Source organism: Arthrobacter sp. TS-15, from assembly GCF_006964045.1.
GTDB lineage: Bacteria > Actinomycetota > Actinomycetes > Actinomycetales > Micrococcaceae > Arthrobacter.
The window spans coordinates 91,519-112,311 of the sequence record NZ_SDXQ01000029.1 but is presented as its reverse complement, the minus strand read 5'-3'; the positions used below and the strand labels follow the sequence as shown (position 1 = coordinate 112,311).

Genomic DNA, 20,793 nt, shown 5'->3' with positions numbered 1-20,793 from the left:
CATCCGATAGCCTGCGAAACCATACGCACATCTTGCAAGGGGGAACCATGGCGCCTGGGTTATACGGAGCCGACATTGAACAGCTCAACTCGCTATCCCAACAAATGGGACAAGCGGGAAGCCGGCTCCAGAACCAGGAACTCCAGGTCAATGGCCTGATCTCGGGCGTTGCGTGGAAGGGAGCCGACGGCGAGCGCTTTCGCCGCGAATGGAACAGCACCCTGCGGCCTATGTTGCACAGGGCCTCCCGTTCCTTGGATGACGCCTCCAGAATGCTGCGCGCCCAGGCTGATGAACAGCAAAAGGCCAGCACCCAGGGCGGGTCCTCCAGCGGAGGGTCTACGGAGGCCAACAGCCCGCAGGCTCCCGGCGGCACTGTCAACGACGACACCGCGACCACTGGGTGGGAGGGGCTGTTGGGCGTCACCGGCAGCCAGGGTTGGTGGGCCGGCAACGCCCTCGTCACCGCCAGCGGTTTGGCGACGGACTCAATTCTTACCCAGATGGCCAAGGGCGGGTTGGTCACGGAACTGACCCGGTGGCCTTGGCTCAGTGCCCAGTACGGCCAGGCGGCAGGCGCCGGGTATGTCAGGGGCACCCAACTGCTCAACGGCAGTTCAATGCTCGGGCGGTTGTCGGGGGCCTTGGGCTTTGTCACCGGCGGAATTCAGGTCTACCAGGGTATCCAGACGGGTCATCCCGGAATGGCGGTGGACGGCGGAATCTCCGCCGCGTTGGCCGTGGGTAGCTTTTTTCCGGTGGTTGGCCCTGCCTGCGCCATCGCTGGCATCGCCTGGGGTGGCTTAGGCCTCCTGGCGACGAACATGGGCTACGACTCCGCGTCCTCCATGATCGCTGATGGCGCAGAACATGTCTGGGAAGGAGCACAGGACGCCGCCGGAGCAATAGCCGACGGCGCAAAGAAGGTCTGGGGATGGCTTACATGATCGCGCCACTTCCTACACTGGACAGAGCAACCCATAACAGAAGGCAGAAATGACCACCCAGACAGAAGAAACCCAGGCATTGCTCATCACCGAACACGAGCTCATCGCCCTCATTGCGCTGGCCGGCACCGACGGCGCACTGAAATGCCAGACCCTCTTCCGCCTCGATCACGCCGCCGGGTCGCCGCTGGAACAGGCCGGTGTTGCCACGCTGTTGGAACGTGGGTTGATGAAGATCGAAAACGACGCACTCCTGCCGGTTGGGCCGGCCGCCACCGTTACGGCTGTCCTGGCGGATGCCACGGCATGGCTGGAAACAGCCCTGGTCACCCCGGCCTCGGAACACGTTTCCTTCATGTTCGGCGCCGAGCAGGGTGCCCTGTTGCTCAATCTGAGCAAGTACGGCGTTCACGAGCTGCACCCCATTACGGGCTCCGAAGGTATGGTCACCACCGCAGTGCAGATGGCTGACTATTACCTGAATCAGGCGCCGGACGGCTTTCCCGCGGCCGCAACTACCCGCCGGCACTTCAACGACGGAACCTCCCGAGCGGTGCACGTCAAAGCTGAGGCCGACGGTTCCCTGTCAATCGCTGCGGGCGAAGGCGAAAATCTCGACTCTACGGCCCTAACGCGTGATCAACTCGACGCACGGGTCCGCGCAGGCTTGGAGCGATAGCCCCGGTGAGCTACCAGTCAGGTCCTGCACCGCTTTACCACTCAGACCGTTCCCTTGACTATTGGCTTTCCCCGGAGCTCTCGGCCATCACCCCGACGAATGCGCGTTCCCGCCTGCGTGAGCTCGCCAGCGCCCGGGGAGCTTACATGGGCGCGTGGGCTGCGGGAATCGGAGTGGGCGGGTTCCTTGTCCTCCTGGGTGTCGTCCTAGCTGTTCGGTTCGGCACCCCGGTAACGCTGGCTGCCCTCGGCATTCCCGGCGCAGCCCTCGCCGTCCTGTGCGGAATCTACTTCGCGCGGGTTAGGAACCGGTTGCCACGGACAGACCGGGCGCTGGTCAATCGTGGTCCTGGAAACCTGCGCGGTGCATTCTCTTTTGTGGCGTTCGTCCTGCTCGTCTTCACGGGACTGTTTGCTTTCACGGCCAAACCGTCCACCTGGCAGGATCCTGCCGCGCTGCTGACACTGGTTACGGTTCTTGCCTTCATGGTGTCGCTCCTGGTGGTTGGGATCATCGTCCCGGCCACCATCGCGGGCCGTTCGAGGGAGTCGCTTCGCCGCAAGGCTGCAACTGATCCCCACTTCCGGGCGCTTCTGGAGCAGGACCTCGCCACGTGGCGTGATCCCTACGGCAACGCAGGATACGGCCCGCTCTAAGCCTCAGGGTGTGTTCTGAGTGCTCTCATCCACGGAGAGCTGGGATTCGAACATCCGGAAATACCGGCCCCGCAACGCTACGAGTTCCTTGTGTGTCCCTTGCTCAGCAACGCGCCCATCCTCCAGCATGTACACGATGTCCGCCTTCTCGATGGTGGCCAAGCGGTGGCTGATGGCAATGATGGTGCTGCTCCGGTCCGCGAAGAGCCTGGTGAAGATGCGGTGCTCCGCCAGGGCATCAATGGCAGATGTGGGCTCGTCCATGACCATGAACGAGGCATCCCGGTAGAAGTTCCGGGCCATCGCCAGCCTCTGCCATTGGCCACCTGAAAGCCCGCTTCCCTTCCGTCCCCTGGGGTCCTCCATCCAGTTACTGACGTGGTTCTCCAGACCGTTGGGCAACTTGTTGATGAACTCCATGGCTTCGGCGTCCGAGGCCGCCCGCCGGATGCGGGTGTCGTCACGGGGCTGGTCAACATCTCCCAGGTAGATGTTCTCCGCAGCGGTAGCGAATTCGTATTTCAGGAACTCCTGGCTCAAAACCGCGAGGTGCCGGTGCCAGCTGGTGACGTCAATCGTGGTGAGGTCCACGCCGTCCAGAAGGACCTGGCCGGAATCGGGCCGGTATAAACCAGCCAGGATGCGGATCAGCGTGGACTTGCCGGCACCGTTCTCCCCCACAATGGCGATGTGCTGGCCGGCCTTGATGGTCATGGATATGCCCTTGATGACCTCAATGTCGCTCCCGGTGTAACTGAACCGGATGTCCCGCAGTTCCACCGTGGTTGGCGACTTCGGGAGCGGTTCCTCTTCTCCGCTGGGAACGGGAAGTGCCATGAAAAGCTCGTAGTCTTTGAGGTTGGCCAGGTCCTCATCAATGGAACTCAGCGACGAGACGAGGCTATTGGCCGTGGACAGGGCACGGCTCACAATCTGCTGCACGTAAAGGAACTGCCCCACCGGTTGCGCCCTCGCGATGATCTGCCCCACCACCCAGACCAAGGACACAACCTCGGCGCCGTATTGAAGGGCATCAGCGGCCAGCTGCTTGGGGATGTAGCGCTTTTGGAAATCCAGGCGCCTGCGTTCGTCAGCGTCGCGAAGCCTGGACCTCAGGTCCATGAGATACCCAACGATCCCGTAAAGCCGCATCTCTGCGATGTGCTGGGGCCGGAGGAGGTTCTGTTCGATCATGCGGCGTTGCCGCCGCGAATCCACCTGCGTATTCCAGTGCGCAATCTGCTCGCGGGACAGTTTGAACTGCAGGTAGACGCTGGGCACGATGGCAACCAGCACAATGACCGCGATCCACCAGCTGACAAGCAACAAAGCACCAATGGCCAGGACCACTGAGACGAACTGGGTGAAGATAGCTGCGATACGGTCCAGCACGCGGGCGTAAGAATCGGAGAACCTTTTGGCGCGGTCGTAAAGATCCACTGTTTCTTTGTCGTCATAGCGCCAGAACTCCAACGCCAGAAACCGCTGGTACATCATGTCCCCCACGATCGCACCGACTTTGAAGCTCATCAGCTGCTGGATGTACCGGTCCACGCTGTTGAAGGCTCCCCAGAACAAGCCCAGCGCCGCCGTGATGATGACGTACAGGATGGCCCGTGGACCGGCGTCGGGGTCTCCCGCATAACCTGCTGCCAGCGCGGTGGTGGTGAGGGCCGCGAAATACGTGGTGACCAGCGGAAGGGTGGCCGAAATCAAGGACCCTGCCACCTTCATGATGACCGCACCAGGTGAGGCTTTGAAACTCACCTTGAGGACCTGCCCGACGGCGCGTGCATAAGGACGCAGGGCCAACTTGCGGGGCGGCGTCTTGCCCGGTGGGAAGGCATTTAGCCTGATCGACTCCGGGTGCCGCGGTTGCGCGGGCTTTTCTGACATGTGCCCAGCCTATTCTTCGGGACCGACAATTCTGCCGCGTCATGTTAAACAGTTGTTCCCCGTGGAAACTTCCACGGGGAACAACTGTTGATGCAGGTGATGGATCAGCGGGAACCGTAGTTGGGTGCCTCAACAGTCATCTGGATGTCATGCGGGTGGGACTCTTTGAGTCCTGCCGGGGTGATACGGACGAACTTGCCGCGTGCTTTCAGTTCCGGGATGGTGGGGGCGCCGGTGTAGAACATGGTCTGGCGGAGGCCACCAACCAGCTGGTAAGCAACCGAAGCCAGCGGACCACGGTAGGCCACACGGCCCTCGATGCCTTCCGGGATGAGCTTGTCGTCGCCGGAAACGTCCGCTTGGAAGTAGCGGTCCTTGGAGTAGGAGGTGTTCTTGCCGCGGGACTGCATGGCTCCCAGCGAACCCATGCCGCGGTAGCTCTTAAACTGCTTGCCGTTGACAAAAATCAGGTCACCCGGGGATTCCTCGCAACCGGCCAGAAGCGAGCCCAGCATGACGGTGTCTGCGCCGGCAACCAGCGCTTTGCCAATGTCGCCCGAGTACTGGAGGCCGCCGTCGGCGATCAGCGGAACTCCTGCCGGGATCGCGGCCTTGGCAGATTCGTAGATAGCGGTGATCTGCGGCACGCCAACACCGGCAACAACGCGGGTGGTGCAGATGGATCCGGGACCCACGCCCACCTTGATGCCGTCAGCGCCGGCGTCGATGAGTGCCTGGGCACCTTCCCGGGTGGCAGCCTGGCCGCCGATGATGTCCACGTGCGCAGCAATGGGATCGGACTTCAGGCGGCGGATCATGTCCAGCACGCCCTGGGAGTGTCCGTTGGCTGTATCAACGAACAGTGCGTCCACGCCGGCGTCGATGAGCTTCATGGCGCGTTCCCAGCCGTCACCGAAGAAGCCGATTGCGGCACCCACGCGGAGGCGGCCTTCGTCATCCTTGGTGGCCAACGGGTACTGTTCGGCCTTGGTGAAGTCCTTGGTGGTGATCAGGCCCATCAGGCGGCCTTGCTCGTCAACCAGCGGGAGCTTCTCGATCTTGTTGGTGGCCAGCTTGTGCGAGGCTTCTTCACGGCTGATGCCCACATGACCGGTGATGAGGGGCATCTTGGTCATGGCGTCGCTGACGCTACGCAGCGGAAATTCCGATTCCGGGATGAAGCGGGTATCGCGGTTGGTGACAATGCCCAGGAGGCGTCCGTCCGTGTCCACCACGGGAAGGCCGGACACGCGGTAGCGGGAACACAGCTCGTCCAGTTCCTGCAGCGTTGCCTGCGGGCCAATGGTCAGCGGGTTGGTGATCATGCCGGATTCACTGCGCTTGACGCGGTCAACGTGCTCGGCCTGGTCATCGATGGAAAGGTTGCGGTGAACCACGCCCAAACCACCTTGGCGGGCCATGGCAATGGCCATGCGCGACTCGGTCACCGTGTCCATTGCTGCTGAAAGCAAGGGCGTCTGGACGGAGATGCGCCTGGAAATGCGTGACGAGGTGTCTGCGTCGGACGGGATGACGTCCGTGTGGCCGGGCAGCAACAGGACGTCGTCGTAGGTCAGGCCAACAAAGCCAAAGGGATCGTGTTCGGGCTGGGTCATGAGTGTGCGCCTCTTACCTGGGTTTCCGGGGGCTTAACTGGTAGGGGTTGCAACTGATGACCAGCCCGTCATTACGGGACTGGCCTGTGCATGAGGTACCTGTGCAGAAGTTGCCTGCGCAGAAGGTATTGGATAAATACTAGAACCTCCGCGCCTATCGCCATATTCCGCGACGCCCGACTGTGAGCAATCGCACTGGCGGCAGGCCGGCGTCGTGCGTTTAAAACCGCCGGACAGCGAACCTAGCTGGCGGACCAGCCGGTAGCGGCGAGCAGCCGCTCCTCAAACATTGGAATCATGGTCTGCACGTAGGTCTTGGAAAGATGGTTGTCGTCCTTGTAGACGTAGACGTTCCCCACAACAGCCGGGCATGTCCCTTGCTCGCAGATGAAGTCGCTCATGTCCATGAGATGGAGCCCTTCCACCTTGCCGACGTAGTCATCCAAGGGTGAGGACGCCGCCAGGGATTCTTCAAGCGGAACGTTGCAGTCGGGAGAATCCTTGCCTTTTTTTTGGACGCACTCAGGCATGTTAAAGCTGAATCGCGGGTTGTCCCGGACACCCACCACATCAATTCCCAGGTCCGTGAACGGCTTGATGCCTTCAAGGTAACCGGGGACTTCAGTCTCGAAAGGCGCGTCAACGTGCGTCAGCGATGCCACCGTAAACACGGCGTCGGGTTTGTGTTCCAGAACGTAAGCAGAACTCGCCTTATTGAAGTCGTTACAGAACTCCGGGCGTTCCGGCGATTGCGCGCCAAACCGGCACCCACCCTTGAGCAGCGTGACCACTTCCCAGCCGTGCTGCTTGGCAATCGGGCCAAGTGCGGCCATGTACTGCTGGGAGTGGGAGTCACCCAACACCACAATTCGTTTGGTGACCACCTCGGGTTCCTCATTCTGCAGGCATCCCTCCAACACGGGGTCGGTGGGCACATTGTCCCCCGTGCACGCGCCGTCTACGTTGGCCCATTCGTCCTTCATGGCCGCCGGTGCCGGGATGATCAGGGCTTCTTCGCTCGGCTTACCTGCGTAATCCGGGGCCAGCGCTGCGGCGCCGGGCGTCAGTTCGTGAGGCTGATCGGCAATCGCTGCCGCTTCCGCGGTGATGGCGCTTTGCCAGGCGGTGACAGGTAGCGCCAGCAGCGCACCGCAGGCAGCAATCACGACGGCGGCCCGCCAGGACCGCACGTCCGGCCACTTCCAGCTGCGCAAGGGAAGTTCGACGAACCTCGTGGTGGCTACCGCGAGGAGAAGGGAAACCGCCATGATTCCCAAGCCCTGGAGGAGGCTCGGCTGCTTGGTGCCGGAGGCCAGAAGGAAGAACACCAACACCGGCCAGTGCCAAAGGTACAGGGCATACGAGTTGTCCCCCAGCACCACCAGCGGGCGCGAACTCAGGAGACGGTCTGCGCCGAAGCGGCTTCCGCTGTGGCCGGCGACGATCACGGCCGCGGCTGCAAGGGTTGGCCAGAGAGCCACAAAACCCGGGAAGGAACGATCCACGGGGAGCACCAGCCCGCACGCTAGCATCGCAGCAATACCGCCCCAGCCCAGGACGACACGGAGGCAGCGTCCCGGTTTCAGATAGGGAATCGCCAAGGCAAGCAGGGAACCCAGGGCGAACTCCCACAGACGGGCACGGGTATCAAAGTACGCGTATGCCTGGTTGGTGGCGGTCTGCTCCACGGAGAACACGAGCGATGCCAGAAAGACCGCACCGAAGGCGATGAACAGCAGTTGCCTGTGGCCCACGGCCTTCCGCTGCGGGAACCGCCTGGCCAGCAGCGGCTGGGCAAGGCCGACCCCGGCGAAAATCAAAGGCCACAGAATAAACACCTGGCCTTGGACGGATAACGACCAAAAATGTTGGAGCGGGCTGGCGTCCACGTGCTGCTGGGCGTAGTAGTCAACCGCGAAAGCGGCAAGCTGCCAGTTTTGGCGATACATCAGCGATGCCCACGCCTCGGTGAGGACATCCGGCCACCTGCTTTGCGGGATCAATGCCCAGGTGCCGACGAGGATCGCCAGCAGGACAACGACGACAGCGGGCAGCAGACGCTTGAACACGTGCAGCCAGTGCCGCACAAGCCTTAGTGGCGCGCGGCTTTCGAGCTTGCGCGTGAAGGATAACGTCAGAAGGAAAGCCGAAATCAGCAGGAAGACGTCCACGCCGCCGGAGACTTTGCCGAGCCAGATATGGTAAGCCGCGACCATCAGCACAGCCAGTGCACGCAGCCCTTGGACTTCGGGCCGGAAGCCTGGTTTGGCCCGGGTCGCGGGCTTTTCTGCGGGAGTGGCCGGTGCGGCGGCCTTCTTCTCCATCATCGCTGCCACCCTGTCGCGGTAAACCACCTTTCATCCAACATGCCTGCCATGCTCTTGACGTAGGTTTTGGTCAGGTGGTTGTCATCCAGGTAGACGAACGTATTACCGATGATCGGCGGGCAATAGAGTCCTTGGCACATCAGGTCGGACATATCCAGCAAGGAAAGGTTCTGGTACTTGCCAGTCACCGCATCAAAGGGGCTGGGTTCGGCCAGGACGTCAGCTTTGAGCGGGCGGCAATCCGGGCTGTCCACCCCCTTGGAAAGGGTGCAATCCGTCAGGCTGTAGGTAAACCGCGGATTGTCACGCACCGCCACTACGTGGATGCCCAGCCCCGTGACCTCGGGAATGAGGTCCTCGAATCCGTGCGTCAGTCTTTCATCAGGCAAGGAGGAAACAGCCGCCGTACCCACCATGAAGAGGGCGTCCGGCGCCTGTTCCCGGATATGGCTGCGCACTTCACTGTTGAACTTGTTGCAGCCCGGCTCGGACTCGGGATCTTCAGTCATAAAGGGGCAGGCCCCGTACAGCAAGGAGTAGAGGCGCCAATGGTGCTGCTCCGCCAGCACTTCCATGGCAGCAAGCCATTGCTGGGAGTGGGAGTTGCCTACAACAAGGACCGTCTTGGTGGCATCATCTCCCACGCCGTTCTGCTTGCAGTTGTCCTGCAGCAGCCGTGATTCGGGTTTCGTGTCACCGGAGCATCCGTTGGGCAGATTGGCCCAGTCACGCCCAATCCTTTCAGCGGTGGGTTGAGTGAGCGCATTCGGAGCTGCTTCATTGACGTACCCGGGCAGGAGGGCCTTCGCGCCGGGGTTATCAAAGACCATCCGCGCCTCCGCAGCTTGCTGGTCCAGGTCCAAGCGGTATTGGAATGCCATCAGGGGTGCGGACACCACGGCCAGGCAGGCCACGATCGCGATGACCGAGCGGCGCCTCTTTACCTCGGGCCATTTCCATTCGCGGAACGGCTTCTCCACGAATTTGGTGGTGAGGAAAGCCAGGATGAGCGACAACGCCACGATTGCCGTACCGGACAGCCAGCCAGCGTGATCCTTTCCGCTCCAGGCCAAAGCAATCACCAGGATGGGCCAGTGCCAGAGGTAGAGCGCGTACGAATTGTCACCGAGCCGTACCAGGAATTTGGAACTCAGTATCCGGTCCACACCGAAACGGCTTCCGGTCTGTCCGGCCGCAATAACGGCCACCGCAGCCAGTGTTGGCCACAATGCGACGAATCCGGGGAAGGCCGTTTGTACTTGCAGCAGGATGCCGCACGTGAGCATCGCCACCACACCAACCCAGCCCATGACAATACGGACAGGTTTGGAAAAGTTCAGGGCGGGAAGAATCAACGCCACCAACGTGCCCAGGGCGAACTCCCACAAACGGGCAAAGGTATCGAAGTATGCCACTGCCTGATTGCTGGCCGTGAAAATGATGGAGTAGACAAACGAGACCAGGAAGATGATGGCAAAGATGTACACCAACGTGGCCCGGTATCGCAGGGCGAAGCGTCGGCACACCAGCGCTGCAGTGGCGAAAATGACGGGCCACAGAATGAATACCTGACCCTGGATGGACAGCGACCAGAAGTGCTGCACAGGGCTGGCCATGCTGTGGTCAGTGGCGTAATAGTCCACGGCCAGATCCTGCAGCAGCCTGTTTTCGAAGTAGAACAGCGACGCCCAGGTTTGCTGGACAATCTCGAACCATCGCGTGGCCGGCAGGAAAATAAAGGTTGCTGCCAGAGTTGACACAAGAACCACGACGACGGCGGGCAGCAGACGCCTGAACAAGTGCAGCCAGTGCCGCACGAGGTCCATGGGACGGCCTTGTTTGTACCGGCCCGTGAACTGGAGAGTCATAAGGAATGCGGAGATCAAAAGGAAGACATCAACGCCGCCGGAGACCCTGCCGATCCAGATGTGGTAGCTCACCACCATAAGGACAGCCAAGGACCGAAGGCCTTGGATTTCGGGTCGGAATTTGGATTTCGCAACGGGTCCGGAAGCCCGCCTACCGTGGTGGGCAGGGGCTGGAATCGTTGGCGTCGTCACGGTAGGCAGTTCCTCAAAGCTGTGGCACAAAGCATCAATATTACGCGTTTTCAGTCACGCAACCCATGTGGGAGAGTGTTCCCGGCCGCCATTCGATGCCCCATCAGCACAGGTCCAGCCATACATTCTGCCACCCAAACCTGTGCGTGACCTGTGCTGATACTCCTGGCGCTCCTCACCCTTGACGCCCGGCACAACCCACTACGACGTGAGCTATTACACGTTGACGAGGCCGCTGGAACGCGGCGCCGTGACCCGCCCGGCGAGGTATCGGGCGTCCCGGCAGGCACCGGGCAGCGTTGCCGAGGCTGCCGCGAACAGGAACTCCTGGCCAAGGAAATACAGGCCCGGGACGCTGTCTGCCACTCCCCTGGTCTGCTGTGGTTCCCCGTGACTGTCGAATGCCGGCAGGTTCACCCATGAGTAATCCTCGTGATAGCCAGTGCACCATATGACGTTCGCGGCCTCCACCTGCGTCCCATCTTCCAGTACCGGGAGTCCGTCCTGCATACCAGCTAACCTGGGATGGAGGCGGACACCGGCAGCGGCCAGGTCCTTGCTCTTGGTGCGGATCAGCGGGGCCGCCATGGATTTGAACTTGGGAGCCGCTTTTCGTCCCATGGGGGTATTGAGGTTGAGCACGTAAAGGCCCAGGAAGCGGACTACCGGCAGGGCAAAACGCGCAGCTGCACGGCCATGCCGCATAGGCATCTCGGCGCTGGGCTTGCCAGCAAGAAGTGTGGGCCGGGAGCGGGCAACTTCAAGGGCAATCTCCGCACCGGAATTGCCCAGGCCCACCACCAGGACAGGGCCTTCCTTTAACTGACCGGGGTTTTTGTAATCCTGAGAGTGCAGCTGAAGGATGCTCCGATCCAGTTCGCCCGCGAAGGCAGGAACTTTGGGGATACGGTGACCGCCTGTGGCGATGACCACATTCCTGCTTCTCCATTCGCGGTCTCCCGACCGGAGCACGAAAGCCTCACCCTCAGAGCTGATGTCGTCCACGCGTACGCCGGGAACGTAAGGCAGTTCAAAGCGGCGCACATAATCTTCCAGGTAGTCAGCCAGCTGATCCTTGGTGGGAAATGCCAAGGGGTCGCCGGGGAAAGGTGCGCCGGGAAGGCCGTCATACTTGGCCGGAGTGAAGAGGCGCAGGGAGTCCCAGCGTTGACGCCAAGCATCCCCTGGCCTCTGGTGCTGGTCCAGGATGAGGAAGTTCCTGCCCTGCCTTGCCAACCAGTACCCGAGCGCGAGCCCGGACTGGCCGCCACCCACAATGACGGTGTCAACTTCTGGATTGTGGTGAACGGACATCATCGTCTCCTATCTCGCTTGCAGTGGATCACTGATCTTTGCTGTGACCTGATAGGAGCCACGCTATGAGCGCGGCGCCTGGGTCCGCATCGGTCAAGTGAGCCACTCATTTCCAGCGGGATGGGTATTTCTGACCACTCGCAGTGGTTTTCAGCGAATCAGGCCGTGCTCAAAGGCGTAGCCGGTCGCGGCCGCTCTGGACGGCACCGCGAGTTTGGAAAGAATGTTGCTCACATGCCTGGCCACTGTCTTTTCACTGAGGTAAAGCTCCCGGGCGATGGTTCGGTTGGAGTGCCCATCGGCCACCAGCCGGAGCACTTCCACCTCGCGGTCAGTCAGCGGTGAGCTGCCTTTGTTCTTCTCGCCGGTGAGTTCCAGGACCTCTGCTACTGCCGGCATCGCCCCAAGATCTGCCAACTCGGCTTTGGCAGCCTCGAACTCCATGGCGGCAGAATCGGGATCGCCCAACAGGGCACACGCACGCGCCGCAAGTACCCTGCACCGGGCGGCCTGATAGGGAGCTTCGAGGCTGTACCAGATCCGCCACGCCCTTCTCGCCTCACGAAGCGCGGCCTGGGGCTCGGCTTCGACCAACAGCACCTGGGCAGCGGCATAGGCAACCAGGGCCATCTCCAATGGACGGCTGCCCTGCTGAAGAGGCTCGGACAGTTCGTCCAGCGCGAGCCTGGCAGCAGCCGCGTCGCCAGCGGCAAGTTCAACCTCGACGACGGCAGGCAGCAAGCGACGTCGATTGGCTGGGTCGGCCCCTGCCATCGCCCGCCGCATGGTGGCCTGTGCCTGGGCCGTTTTGTGCTCGGCCAGCTCAAGCAGCGCGATGCCGGGAACAGGTTCGAATCCGGTCCCGGCAGCTATGGCGTAGGCTTTCCCCGCTTCCTCCAGGAAACCTTGCAGGCGAAGTACTTCGCCCTGTTGATACCAGGATCCAAACGTGGCATCCGGGTCGCCCTTCCGCACCCTGCCTTCGGCGGCCCGCGCCACCGACAGGGCCTCTTCCCACGCTCCGTGAAGTATCAACAGTTCGGCACGGTAAGCCTGGCATTGTCCACTGAACATCACCATGTCCGGGCGATCCCCGCACCAGCGTTCCAAGGCCGCAGTCCACTCGTGGGCGCGGCGCACATCGTTGGAAAGACGACAACTGCCCAAGACTGCACAGTAGATGATCCCTGCGGGGATGGGAGAGACCTCACCTGAGGTGACAGAGACCATCACTTCATCCAAAAGCTGCAAACCTTCTTCCACGTGCCCGAGGGAAACGCGGGTGGTGCCGACACCGAGCCGGCCCAAGGCCTGGAGGTCTTTGTCGTGGAAGGAGGTTCCCAGCTCCAAGGCTTTGGCGAACAGACCGTGTCCAGCTGCCGGGGCTCCACTGCGCAACAAACCGAGGGCCGCTGGAATCATGAGGTATCCCTCGGCTGCACAGGGACCTGACATACCTTCCAGCACGTGCTTGGCACGGGACAACCACCCGTTTCCACGGGCCGGCTCTCCCATGTCCATCAGGAACATAACCAGCCAGGCCGCACACCTCGCGGCATTGTCAGTGTCTCCCATGGTCAGGAATTCGTCGTGCGCTCGGGTCAGGTACTCAATGCTTTGGCTATTCAAGCCAAGCAGCATCGCCACAGATGCCGCCAATTCGATGTCCGGCGGAGGTAGTCCGCCCTCTGAATCGGCGCGGGTGAGGCACTCAAGCGCATCGCGCCAACGGCGCTCGTGGAAGGCCGAGCGTCCCAAATCCAAGTCTGTGTCCGGAACTGTCATGGCTCACCTTGCGACCGGGAACAGACCGAATGACGCACCCAAGCCGCCCTAGTAGCGTCAGGTTACCGCCGCCGTCGTACGCTCACAATAGCCGCCCCGCGGAAAGCCGCAGACAACAAAAGCCCCGGTCAACGTGACCGGGGCTTCTGTTAAACCAGGCCGTTAGTGCTGGTGGCCTGCGTGTGCGTCTTCTTCCTCAGCCGGCTTTTCGGCAACCAGGGTCTCGGTGGTGAGAACCAGAGCAGCGATGGAAGCGGCGTTGCGGAGAGCCGAACGGGTGACCTTCACGGGGTCGATCACGCCAGCGGCGATCAGGTCCTCGTACTCGCCGGACTTGGCGTTGAAGCCGTGGTTTGCTTCCAGCTCGGAAACCTTGGCAACAACAACGAAGCCGTCGAAGCCAGCGTTCTGGGCGATCCAGCGCAGCGGCTGGACCAGGGCGCGGCGGACGATGCCCACAGCAGCTGCTGCGTCACCCTCCAGCGCCTTGACGGCCGGGGACTCGTCCAGTGCCTTGAGGGCGTGGATGAGAGCGGAACCGCCACCGGAAACGATGCCTTCTTCGAGGGCTGCACGCGTGGAGGAAACAGCGTCCTCGATGCGGTGCTTCTTTTCCTTCAGCTCAACCTCGGTGGCTGCGCCAACCTTAATCACGCCGATGCCTCCGGCCAGCTTGGCCAGGCGTTCCTGCAGCTTTTCCTTGTCCCAGTCGGAGTCCGTCCGGGTAAGCTCGGCGCGCAGCTGTGCAACGCGGTCAGCGACGTCCTCAGCCGTACCGGCACCATCAACAATGGTGGTGTTGTCCTTGGTGACTGTGATGCGGCGTGCGGTACCGAGTACCTCGAGGCCAACGGTGTCCAGGCTCAGGCCAAGGTCCGGGGAAACAACCTGGGCGCCCGTCAGCGTGGCGATGTCCTGGAGCATGGCCTTGCGGCGGTCGCCGAAGCCCGGAGCCTTGACGGCAACAACGTTGAGCGTGCCGCGGATGCGGTTGACGATCAGCGTGGACAGGGCTTCGCCTTCAATGTCTTCAGCAATGATGAAGAGCGGCTTGTTTGCCTGCAGGGCCTTCTCCAGCAGCGGCAGGAAGTCCTGCAGCGAGGAAATCTTGCCCTGGTTGATCAGGATGAGGGCGTCCTCGAGGACGGCTTCCTGGCGCTCAGCGTCGGTGACGAAGTACGGGGACAGGTAGCCCTTGTCGAACTGCATGCCCTCGGTGAGGACCAGTTCGGTCTGGGTGGTGGAGGATTCTTCAATGGTGATGACACCATCCTTGCCAACCTTGCCGAACGCTTCGGCCAGCAGTTCGCCAACCTCGTCGCTCTGTGCGGAGATGGCTGCGACGCTGGCAACCTGGGTGCCTTCGACTTCGCGGGCATTCTCCAAGAGGCGGGCGGCTACTGCTTCAACGGAAACCTCGATGCCGCGCTTGATCTCGCCCGGAGCGGCGCCGGCAGCCACGTTGCGCAGGCCTTCCTTGACCAGGGCCTGTGCCAGCACGGTGGCCGTGGTGGTGCCGTCGCCGGCAACATCGTTGGTCTTGGTGGCTACTTCCTTGGCCAGCTGTGCGCCAAGGTTCTCGTAGGGGTCATCAAGCTCAACTTCACGGGCGATGGTTACGCCATCGTTGGTGATGGTGGGTGCGCCCCACTTCTTGTCCAGCACGACGTTGCGGCCGCGCGGACCAAGCGTCACCTTGACAGTGTTGGCGAGCTTGTCGATACCGGCCTCAAGAGACCGGCGGGCAGCATCGTTAAAAGCAAGCTGCTTTGCCATGGTTGTGTCCTTTCAAGACAGAAAACCCGCACCGCTGGCGGCTGGAATCATTCCAACTCGACGGCGGTGCGGGGCTCCGGGAAGTTACTTTACGACGATCGCAAGGACGTCGCGGGCGGACAGAACGAGGTACTCGTTGCCGCCGGTCTTGACTTCGGTTCCACCGTACTTGGAGTAGATGACGACGTCGCCAACAGCTACGTCAACCGGTACGCGGTTTCCGTTGTCATCGAAGCGGCCGGGGCCGATTGCAACAACTTCGCCTTCCTGCGGCTTCTCCTGTGCGGAGTCCGGAATGACCAGGCCGGAAGCGGTGGTCTGCTCTGCTTCGAGCGGGCGAACAACAATACGATCCTCAAGAGGCTTAATCGAGACCGACACTCGGACTCTCCTTTTCATGAGCTGATTCATGGACTAAGAACTAGGGTGCCTGGGCGTTCAACCGTCGTCGCGGTGCCGGAGAACGCTTGGCGTAGTTAGCACCCTCCGGGGGAGAGTGCTAACAAGACTCTATGTAAGCGTTAGCACTCGGTCAAGGTGAGTGCCAGCATTTCGTCATGGGTGAACGTCCCTTACCTGCCCGTCAGGTCGTCCAGATCGTAGTCTTCGCCGTCGTCATCCTCATCCAGCGGAGCATTGCCGCGGTTCAGGTACAGCACCACGGCGGCGGCTATAGCCACGATGCCGGAGATCACCAGCGTGATAATTCCACCGGTCCGGGCGCCGCTGTAAAGTTCGCGGATGCCGCGCGCTTCATCGGTGGCGTCATTGACGCTCTTGCCGGCCACCGAGTAAGTAGCCGCATTGAAGGAATCCAACGCGAAGATAATGATCAGCAGGCCGATGCAGACCACCGCGATCACGACCCCCGCTATCAGGGCGGGGCGCGCAATCTTCGTCAGGGTGGAGGGGTGCGGTGCTGCGTTGTCTTCCATGAAAACAACCCTATCCGGCTGATTCGCCGGTCACGCTGTCAAGCGCCGCGCCGTTAGGCTTGATTCCATGCCTCACGCACCTCAGGAACAGATCGCACCCTTGCTGACTACTGAAGGATGGGAACTTCTTGCCTCACTGGGACCCTATCGGGAGGCCGATTCCTTCAGCGTCAACGCAGACCTCCGCAAAGCGGGTCACTCCCCGGAGCTGGTAGCTGCGGTCCTCACGCAATCCAGGCTGCGGACGCGCGCAGAGGCAAAGTTCGGCGAGTTTGCCCGGCAGATGCTCTTTACCCAAGCCGGCTTGGAGCAGGCAACGCGATTGAACGTCGCAGCCCGTCACGCCGAGCGCTTTGCGAAGGCCGGCATCTCGCACGTTGCAGACCTGGGCTGCGGCCTTGGCGCCGACTCCATGGCGATGGCGTCAATGGACATTTCCGTGACCGCGGTTGAGATGGATGAAACCACCGCCGCCTGCGCCACCATCAATCTCATGCCCTTCCCGCATGCCACCGTGGTGCACTCCGACGCAACAACCGTGGAATTGGACGGGGTGGACGGCGTATGGCTGGATCCCGCCCGGCGAACCACGTCCACCTCCGGAACCAAACGGATCTGGGACCCTGAAGCCTTCTCTCCCCCGTTGTCCTTCGTGGAACGCCTGGCGGCTACCGGCCGCGCCATCGGCGTCAAGATGGGTCCCGGCATCCCGCATGAGTCCGTGCCTTCAGGCTGCGAAGCCCAGTGGGTTTCGGTAGGCGGCGACGTCACCGAAGTGACCCTGTGGTTCAACGCAGTGTCCCGCCCCGGCGTGCGTCGCGCCGCGCTGGTGATTGGCGGCCAAGGCGCCGCTGAGATCACCAGCGGCACGGATTTCGACGGCGGCCCGGTAGCCGCCGTCGGGCCTGTAGAAGGTTTCCTCTACGAACCCGATGGTGCGGTGATCCGCGCAGGACTGGTGGCCGACGTCGCCGAACGGCTGGGCGGGCACCTGGTGGACGAGCACATTGCCTACATCTGCGCGCCTGCGCTGCACGACACTCCCTTCGCCCGTGCCTACAAGGTTCTTGAGGTGATGCCCTATAACGTCAAGGCCCTCAAGGCCTGGGTCAAGGCCAACGGAATCACTGTGCTGGACATCAAAAAGCGCGGCACGGCTGTCACTCCCGAGGAACTCCGGAAGCAGTTGCTGCCCGCCAAACCGGATAAGTCCCTTAGGACGAAAACAGCCACCCTGGTCCTCACCAGGATCGGCGAGGAGAGAGTGGCTGTTGTGGTGGAACCGGTGACGGGCTAGCAGTCAGCGGCACCCGGCAGTCAGCGACGTGAAAACTCCGAGGCTTCGCGGACCTGCTCAGGGCTAGGGCGCACGCCGGTGTAGAGGACAAATTGTTCCTCGGCTTGGATGGCAATAACTTCAGCGCCTGTGATCACCTTCTTGTCCGCTTTCCGGGCAGCACTGATAAGTGGCGTCTCGGACGGCAAAGCCACGACGTCAAACACTACTTGCGCCGCGGCAATCGTGGCGTCGTCGAAGGACTGCGCTGTTTCGTCCGCACCTGCCATTCCCAACGGCGTGACGTTGATGATGAGATCAGCTGTGGAGCCGTTGACGTCATCCTGCCAGGCGAAGCCGTAAAGATCTGCCAGTGCACGGCCGGTGTCCTCGTTGCGGGCCACGATGGTGACGGCGGTGAACCCGGCGTCCCGAAGTGCTGCGGCTACGGCCTTGGCCATACCGCCTGCACCGCGGAGGAGCACGCTGTGGCTGCTGGGAACCTGGTGGTCCTTTAGCAGCCGGGCAATGGCGATGTAGTCCGTGTTGTAGGCAGTCAGCACGCCATTGTCGTTGACGATGGTGTTCACCGAATCAATGGCCTTGGCCGACGGATCCATCACGTCAACCAACGGGATGACGGCTTCCTTGTACGGCATGGAAACCGCGGCGCCCCGGATCGGGAGGCCGCGGATGCCAGCCACTGCAAGGGTGATGTCCGCAGGGGCGAATGCTTTGTAGACAAAGTTCAGGCCGAGCAGATCGTACAAATAATTGTGGAACCGGGTGCCGATATTGCTGGGCCGGGCCGCAAGCGAAATGCACAGGGACATGTCTTTGTTCAGGATTGGCATTCCCCCATTAAACACGCCCCTTTATCACCGACGTGCGGTTAGCCCTGCCGCGCCTTCATCCGCGGGTTGTTCTTGTTGATGACGAAGGTACGCCCGCGCCTGCGCACAATCTGGGCGCCGGGGATCTTCTTGAGGGCACGCAGCGAATTCCTGACCTTCATGGTGTTTCTCCTTTGGTTGGGTGTTTGTTTTAAAGGGCGTCGCTGAGTTCCAGGGGGTCGTCCCACACGCCGAAATCCTGCTGCATTTCAGCTTGGGTGAGTTGGCAACCGTCCAGGAGCCCGCGAAATTCCGGGGCGTCGATGTCCTCCGAAAGGCCAGTGATCGCCAGCACAGTTCCACGGTCGCCGCGGCTGGGGTGCCAGTCCAGGACAGAGTCGACGTCGGCACCCGCCTTTCCGGGGTGCGCCTGGCCAGGTTCGGCCGAGTCCGCCAGCCATTTCCCGGTACTTTCGAGCCAGACCCTTGGCCCAATACCTTGGACGGCGATCCGTGTCTTGGGCGCTGATGCGATCCAGAGGCGGCCTCGCAGCCAGTGCGTTCCGGCGGCCAGTTGGGGCAGGGCTTCGCGGAAGCGTCCCGGATGCAGCGGCCGACCCACTTTGTGGAGCACCGTCCGGTAGGACCCACCCCCATCGCTGACGGGCACACGCACGACGCCGGGACGGTTGCGTGCCGCCGCTTCAGCGTCGTCGAAGCATCCCGGCCTGTAGGCGTCAGCGGCGCCAATGACGCCTGCGTGGGACGCCAACTGGCCAAGCAACTGGACACCCAACTGCCACTGCGAAGTGCCTTCGCGAGGTTCGCCGCTCAGCACTGCACCCAGGCCGGGGTGCACCATCACCGTATCCACCTGCCCGAACTCGCCGATCAGGAATTCTCCGCTGGTTCGCTCATCTGTGGGCATGGACGTAAACCCGGACTCGAACAGCGTGTGACGGTCCCAAATATGGTCATCCAAGTCCGCAGGGTCCAAAGCCAGTACGGCGTTGTCTATCACCGCAGGGCGGCTCAGGCCACGCCGAAGCTCGCCAACGGCCATGCCGGCCGCAACGCCGGGAGGGAGGCCCAGCACTACATGGTCGAAACCGCAGGAGGCGAGACGTTCCGCCGTCGGGACTACATCTAATCTGACAGTGCAGCTGAGGCAACCATGCTCCAGAACTGTGGTTTCGCGCTCGAACAACTGGCCGTTCCGGTATACCCGCCGCAGGACCATCGAGCCATCAAGGAGATCGTGAAGGACCACCACGGAATTGGCGTGGGTTTGGCCGAGCCGGGCCGCGGCGGACTCGCGGCATTGGGTGTCCAAGGAACTGACAACTGTGAGATGCATGCAGCAATTCTATTGAGAAGCATTCTCAATAGCAAATGACAGGGCTTTCCCCCTGCAGGACCACAGCAGAAACCTGCGTTCCGGCTGCATTAGACTTGTTCCGACCGCTGGCGGCCCCACAGCGGGGAACCGTGTCCGGCTGAGACAAGACAAATGAGGGGACTACGTGCAGATTGATTTTGCGCCATCCAGGCAATCGACACTGGGTGTGGAATGGGAGTTGGCGCTCGTCAATGCACGCACCGGGGAACTGGTATCAGTGGCCAACGACGTCCTCAAAGGCGTCGCCGCGAACCACCCCGACCTCAACGAGGACGACGAACACCCCCATATCAAGCGCGAACTGCTTCTCAATACGGTGGAACTGGTCACCGGCATCTGCGAAACAGTCAAAGACGCCAAGGAAGACCTCAGCCGCTCCCTGGCCGCCGTGCGTGAAGTCACCGATCCCATGGGCGTCGAAGTGTTCTGCGCAGGCAGCCACCCCTTCAGCCCTCCCCTGCTCCAGCCCGTCACGGACAAGGAGCGTTACGCCAAGCTCATTGAGCGGACCCAATGGTGGGGACGCCAAATGGTGATCTACGGTGTTCACGTCCACGTGGGCATCGACCGCAAGGAAAAGGTCCTTCCCATCCTGGACGGGCTGGTCAACTACTTCCCGCACTTCCAAGCCCTGTCCGCCTCAAGCCCTTACTGGGCCGGAGAAGAGACCGGCTACGCCTCCCAGCGTGCGCTCATGTTCCAGCAGCTTCCCACCGCAGGCCTCCCCTTCCAATTCGACACGTGGGAAGCGTACGAGTCCTATGTCCAGGACATGTTCACCACCGGCGTCATCGATGCGACCTCAGAAATCCGCTGGGACATCCGCCCGGTGGCCAACCTTGGGACCATCGAGATGCGCATCTGCGACGGGCTGGCCACTCTTGAAGAAGTAGGAGCCATTGCCGCGCTGACCCAGTGCCTGGTGGACGAGTTCTCCTCCATCCTTGATGCAGGCGGCAGCATCCCCACCATGCCGCCCTGGCATGTGCAGGAGAACAAATGGCGGGCCGCGCGTTACGGCATGGAAGCCATCATCATCCTCGACGCCGAAGGCAACGAGCAGCTTGTCACAGAGCACCTCACGGAGACCGTCGCGCGGCTTGAGCCCGTGGCAGCAAAGCTCGGCTGCTCCGAAGAATTGGCAGACGTCCTGAAGATCATTGAGCGTGGGGCAAGCTACCAGCGCCAGCGCCGCGTCGCCGCCGAACACAACGGTGACCTGCAGGCAGTGGTCATGGACCTCGTGCACCAAATGCGCAAAGGACCTGACGCCTAGTTCCCTGTTTGCCTGAGT

The 20,793-nt window shown here is 61.9% G+C and carries 17 protein-coding genes; 5 read left to right on the top strand and 12 right to left on the bottom strand.

Translation table 11 applies throughout. The features are described 5' to 3' along the window. Positions 1 to 47 precede the first annotated feature (47 nt). The 3 genes from EU811_RS10755 to EU811_RS10745 are packed head-to-tail and all read left to right on the top strand — an operon-like array spanning position 48 to position 2,282. The gene (locus EU811_RS10755; protein ID WP_142938422.1) at positions 48 to 947 is read left to right on the top strand and encodes a WXG100 family type VII secretion target; all 900 of its coding nucleotides are present in this window, start codon (positions 48 to 50) and stop codon (positions 945 to 947) included. A gap of 49 nt (positions 948 to 996) precedes the next feature. After that, positions 997 to 1,626: a hypothetical protein gene (locus EU811_RS10750; protein ID WP_142938421.1), complete on the top strand. Its 630-nt coding sequence runs from the start codon at positions 997 to 999 to the stop codon at positions 1,624 to 1,626. A 5-nt stretch (positions 1,627 to 1,631) separates the two neighbouring features. After that, positions 1,632 to 2,282 (top strand): hypothetical protein, encoded by a 651-nt coding sequence (locus tag EU811_RS10745; RefSeq protein WP_142938420.1) that lies wholly within the window; start codon positions 1,632 to 1,634, stop codon positions 2,280 to 2,282. A 3-nt stretch (positions 2,283 to 2,285) separates the two neighbouring features. Here the strand turns inward: EU811_RS10745 and EU811_RS10740 are convergent, their stop codons facing one another. From EU811_RS10740 to EU811_RS10700, 9 genes are all read right to left on the bottom strand, one after another. After that, positions 2,286 to 4,178, bottom strand: coding sequence for an ABC transporter ATP-binding protein (locus EU811_RS10740; protein WP_142938419.1), 1,893 nt, complete (start codon positions 4,176 to 4,178; stop codon positions 2,286 to 2,288). 104 nt (positions 4,179 to 4,282) lie between these two features. Next, positions 4,283 to 5,794 carry an IMP dehydrogenase gene (guaB, locus tag EU811_RS10735; RefSeq protein ID WP_142938418.1) on the bottom strand — a complete coding sequence of 504 codons (1,512 nt, stop codon included), beginning with the start codon at positions 5,792 to 5,794 and terminating at the stop codon, positions 4,283 to 4,285. A 242-nt stretch (positions 5,795 to 6,036) separates the two neighbouring features. Then, positions 6,037 to 8,121, bottom strand: a complete 2,085-nt coding sequence (locus EU811_RS10730) for an acyltransferase family protein (RefSeq protein WP_142938417.1) — start codon at positions 8,119 to 8,121, stop codon at positions 6,037 to 6,039. After that, positions 8,118 to 10,181 (bottom strand): acyltransferase family protein, encoded by a 2,064-nt coding sequence (locus tag EU811_RS10725; RefSeq protein WP_142938416.1) that lies wholly within the window; start codon positions 10,179 to 10,181, stop codon positions 8,118 to 8,120. Before EU811_RS10725 ends, EU811_RS10730 begins: the two co-directional genes overlap by 4 nt. 216 nt (positions 10,182 to 10,397) lie before the next feature. Then, positions 10,398 to 11,495: a flavin-containing monooxygenase gene (locus tag EU811_RS10720; protein WP_142938415.1), complete on the bottom strand. Its 1,098-nt coding sequence runs from the start codon at positions 11,493 to 11,495 to the stop codon at positions 10,398 to 10,400. Positions 11,496 to 11,645: 150 nt separating this feature from the next. Then, complete coding sequence (locus EU811_RS10715) at positions 11,646 to 13,280, bottom strand: response regulator transcription factor (RefSeq protein WP_142938414.1); 1,635 nt, start codon at positions 13,278 to 13,280, stop codon at positions 11,646 to 11,648. 162 nt (positions 13,281 to 13,442) lie between these two features. After that, positions 13,443 to 15,056: a chaperonin GroEL gene (gene groL, locus EU811_RS10710; protein ID WP_062073085.1), complete on the bottom strand. Its 1,614-nt coding sequence runs from the start codon at positions 15,054 to 15,056 to the stop codon at positions 13,443 to 13,445. Positions 15,057 to 15,140: 84 nt separating this feature from the next. After that, entirely contained in the window at positions 15,141 to 15,437 is a 297-nt protein-coding gene (groES, locus tag EU811_RS10705; protein WP_011775524.1) for a co-chaperone GroES, read from the bottom strand. Positions 15,438 to 15,628: 191 nt separating this feature from the next. Continuing rightward, the gene (locus EU811_RS10700) at positions 15,629 to 15,991 is read right to left on the bottom strand and encodes a hypothetical protein (protein WP_142938413.1); all 363 of its coding nucleotides are present in this window, start codon (positions 15,989 to 15,991) and stop codon (positions 15,629 to 15,631) included. 67 nt (positions 15,992 to 16,058) lie between these two features. Between EU811_RS10700 and EU811_RS10695 the strand changes: the two genes are divergently transcribed. After that, entirely contained in the window at positions 16,059 to 17,288 is a 1,230-nt protein-coding gene (locus EU811_RS10695; protein WP_142938412.1) for a class I SAM-dependent methyltransferase, read from the top strand. 20 nt (positions 17,289 to 17,308) lie between these two features. Here the strand turns inward: EU811_RS10695 and EU811_RS10690 are convergent, their stop codons facing one another. Genes EU811_RS10690 through EU811_RS10680 form a run of 3 tightly spaced genes read right to left on the bottom strand, consistent with a single transcriptional unit; the run spans position 17,309 to position 19,457 of the window. After that, positions 17,309 to 18,121 (bottom strand): shikimate 5-dehydrogenase, encoded by an 813-nt coding sequence (locus EU811_RS10690; RefSeq protein WP_142938411.1) that lies wholly within the window; start codon positions 18,119 to 18,121, stop codon positions 17,309 to 17,311. Positions 18,122 to 18,159: 38 nt separating this feature from the next. Then, positions 18,160 to 18,282 (bottom strand): type B 50S ribosomal protein L36, encoded by a 123-nt coding sequence (ykgO, locus tag EU811_RS10685; protein WP_011775528.1) that lies wholly within the window; start codon positions 18,280 to 18,282, stop codon positions 18,160 to 18,162. Positions 18,283 to 18,311: 29 nt separating this feature from the next. Continuing rightward, on the bottom strand, positions 18,312 to 19,457 hold the full coding sequence (locus EU811_RS10680; protein ID WP_142938410.1) for a GTP-binding protein: 1,146 nt from the start codon (positions 19,455 to 19,457) through the stop codon (positions 18,312 to 18,314). A gap of 166 nt (positions 19,458 to 19,623) precedes the next feature. On the opposite strand from EU811_RS10680, the gene EU811_RS10675 reads away from it, so the two are divergent. Then, on the top strand, positions 19,624 to 20,775 hold the full coding sequence (locus EU811_RS10675; protein WP_142938409.1) for a glutamate--cysteine ligase: 1,152 nt from the start codon (positions 19,624 to 19,626) through the stop codon (positions 20,773 to 20,775). Positions 20,776 to 20,793: the final 18 nt, after the last annotated feature.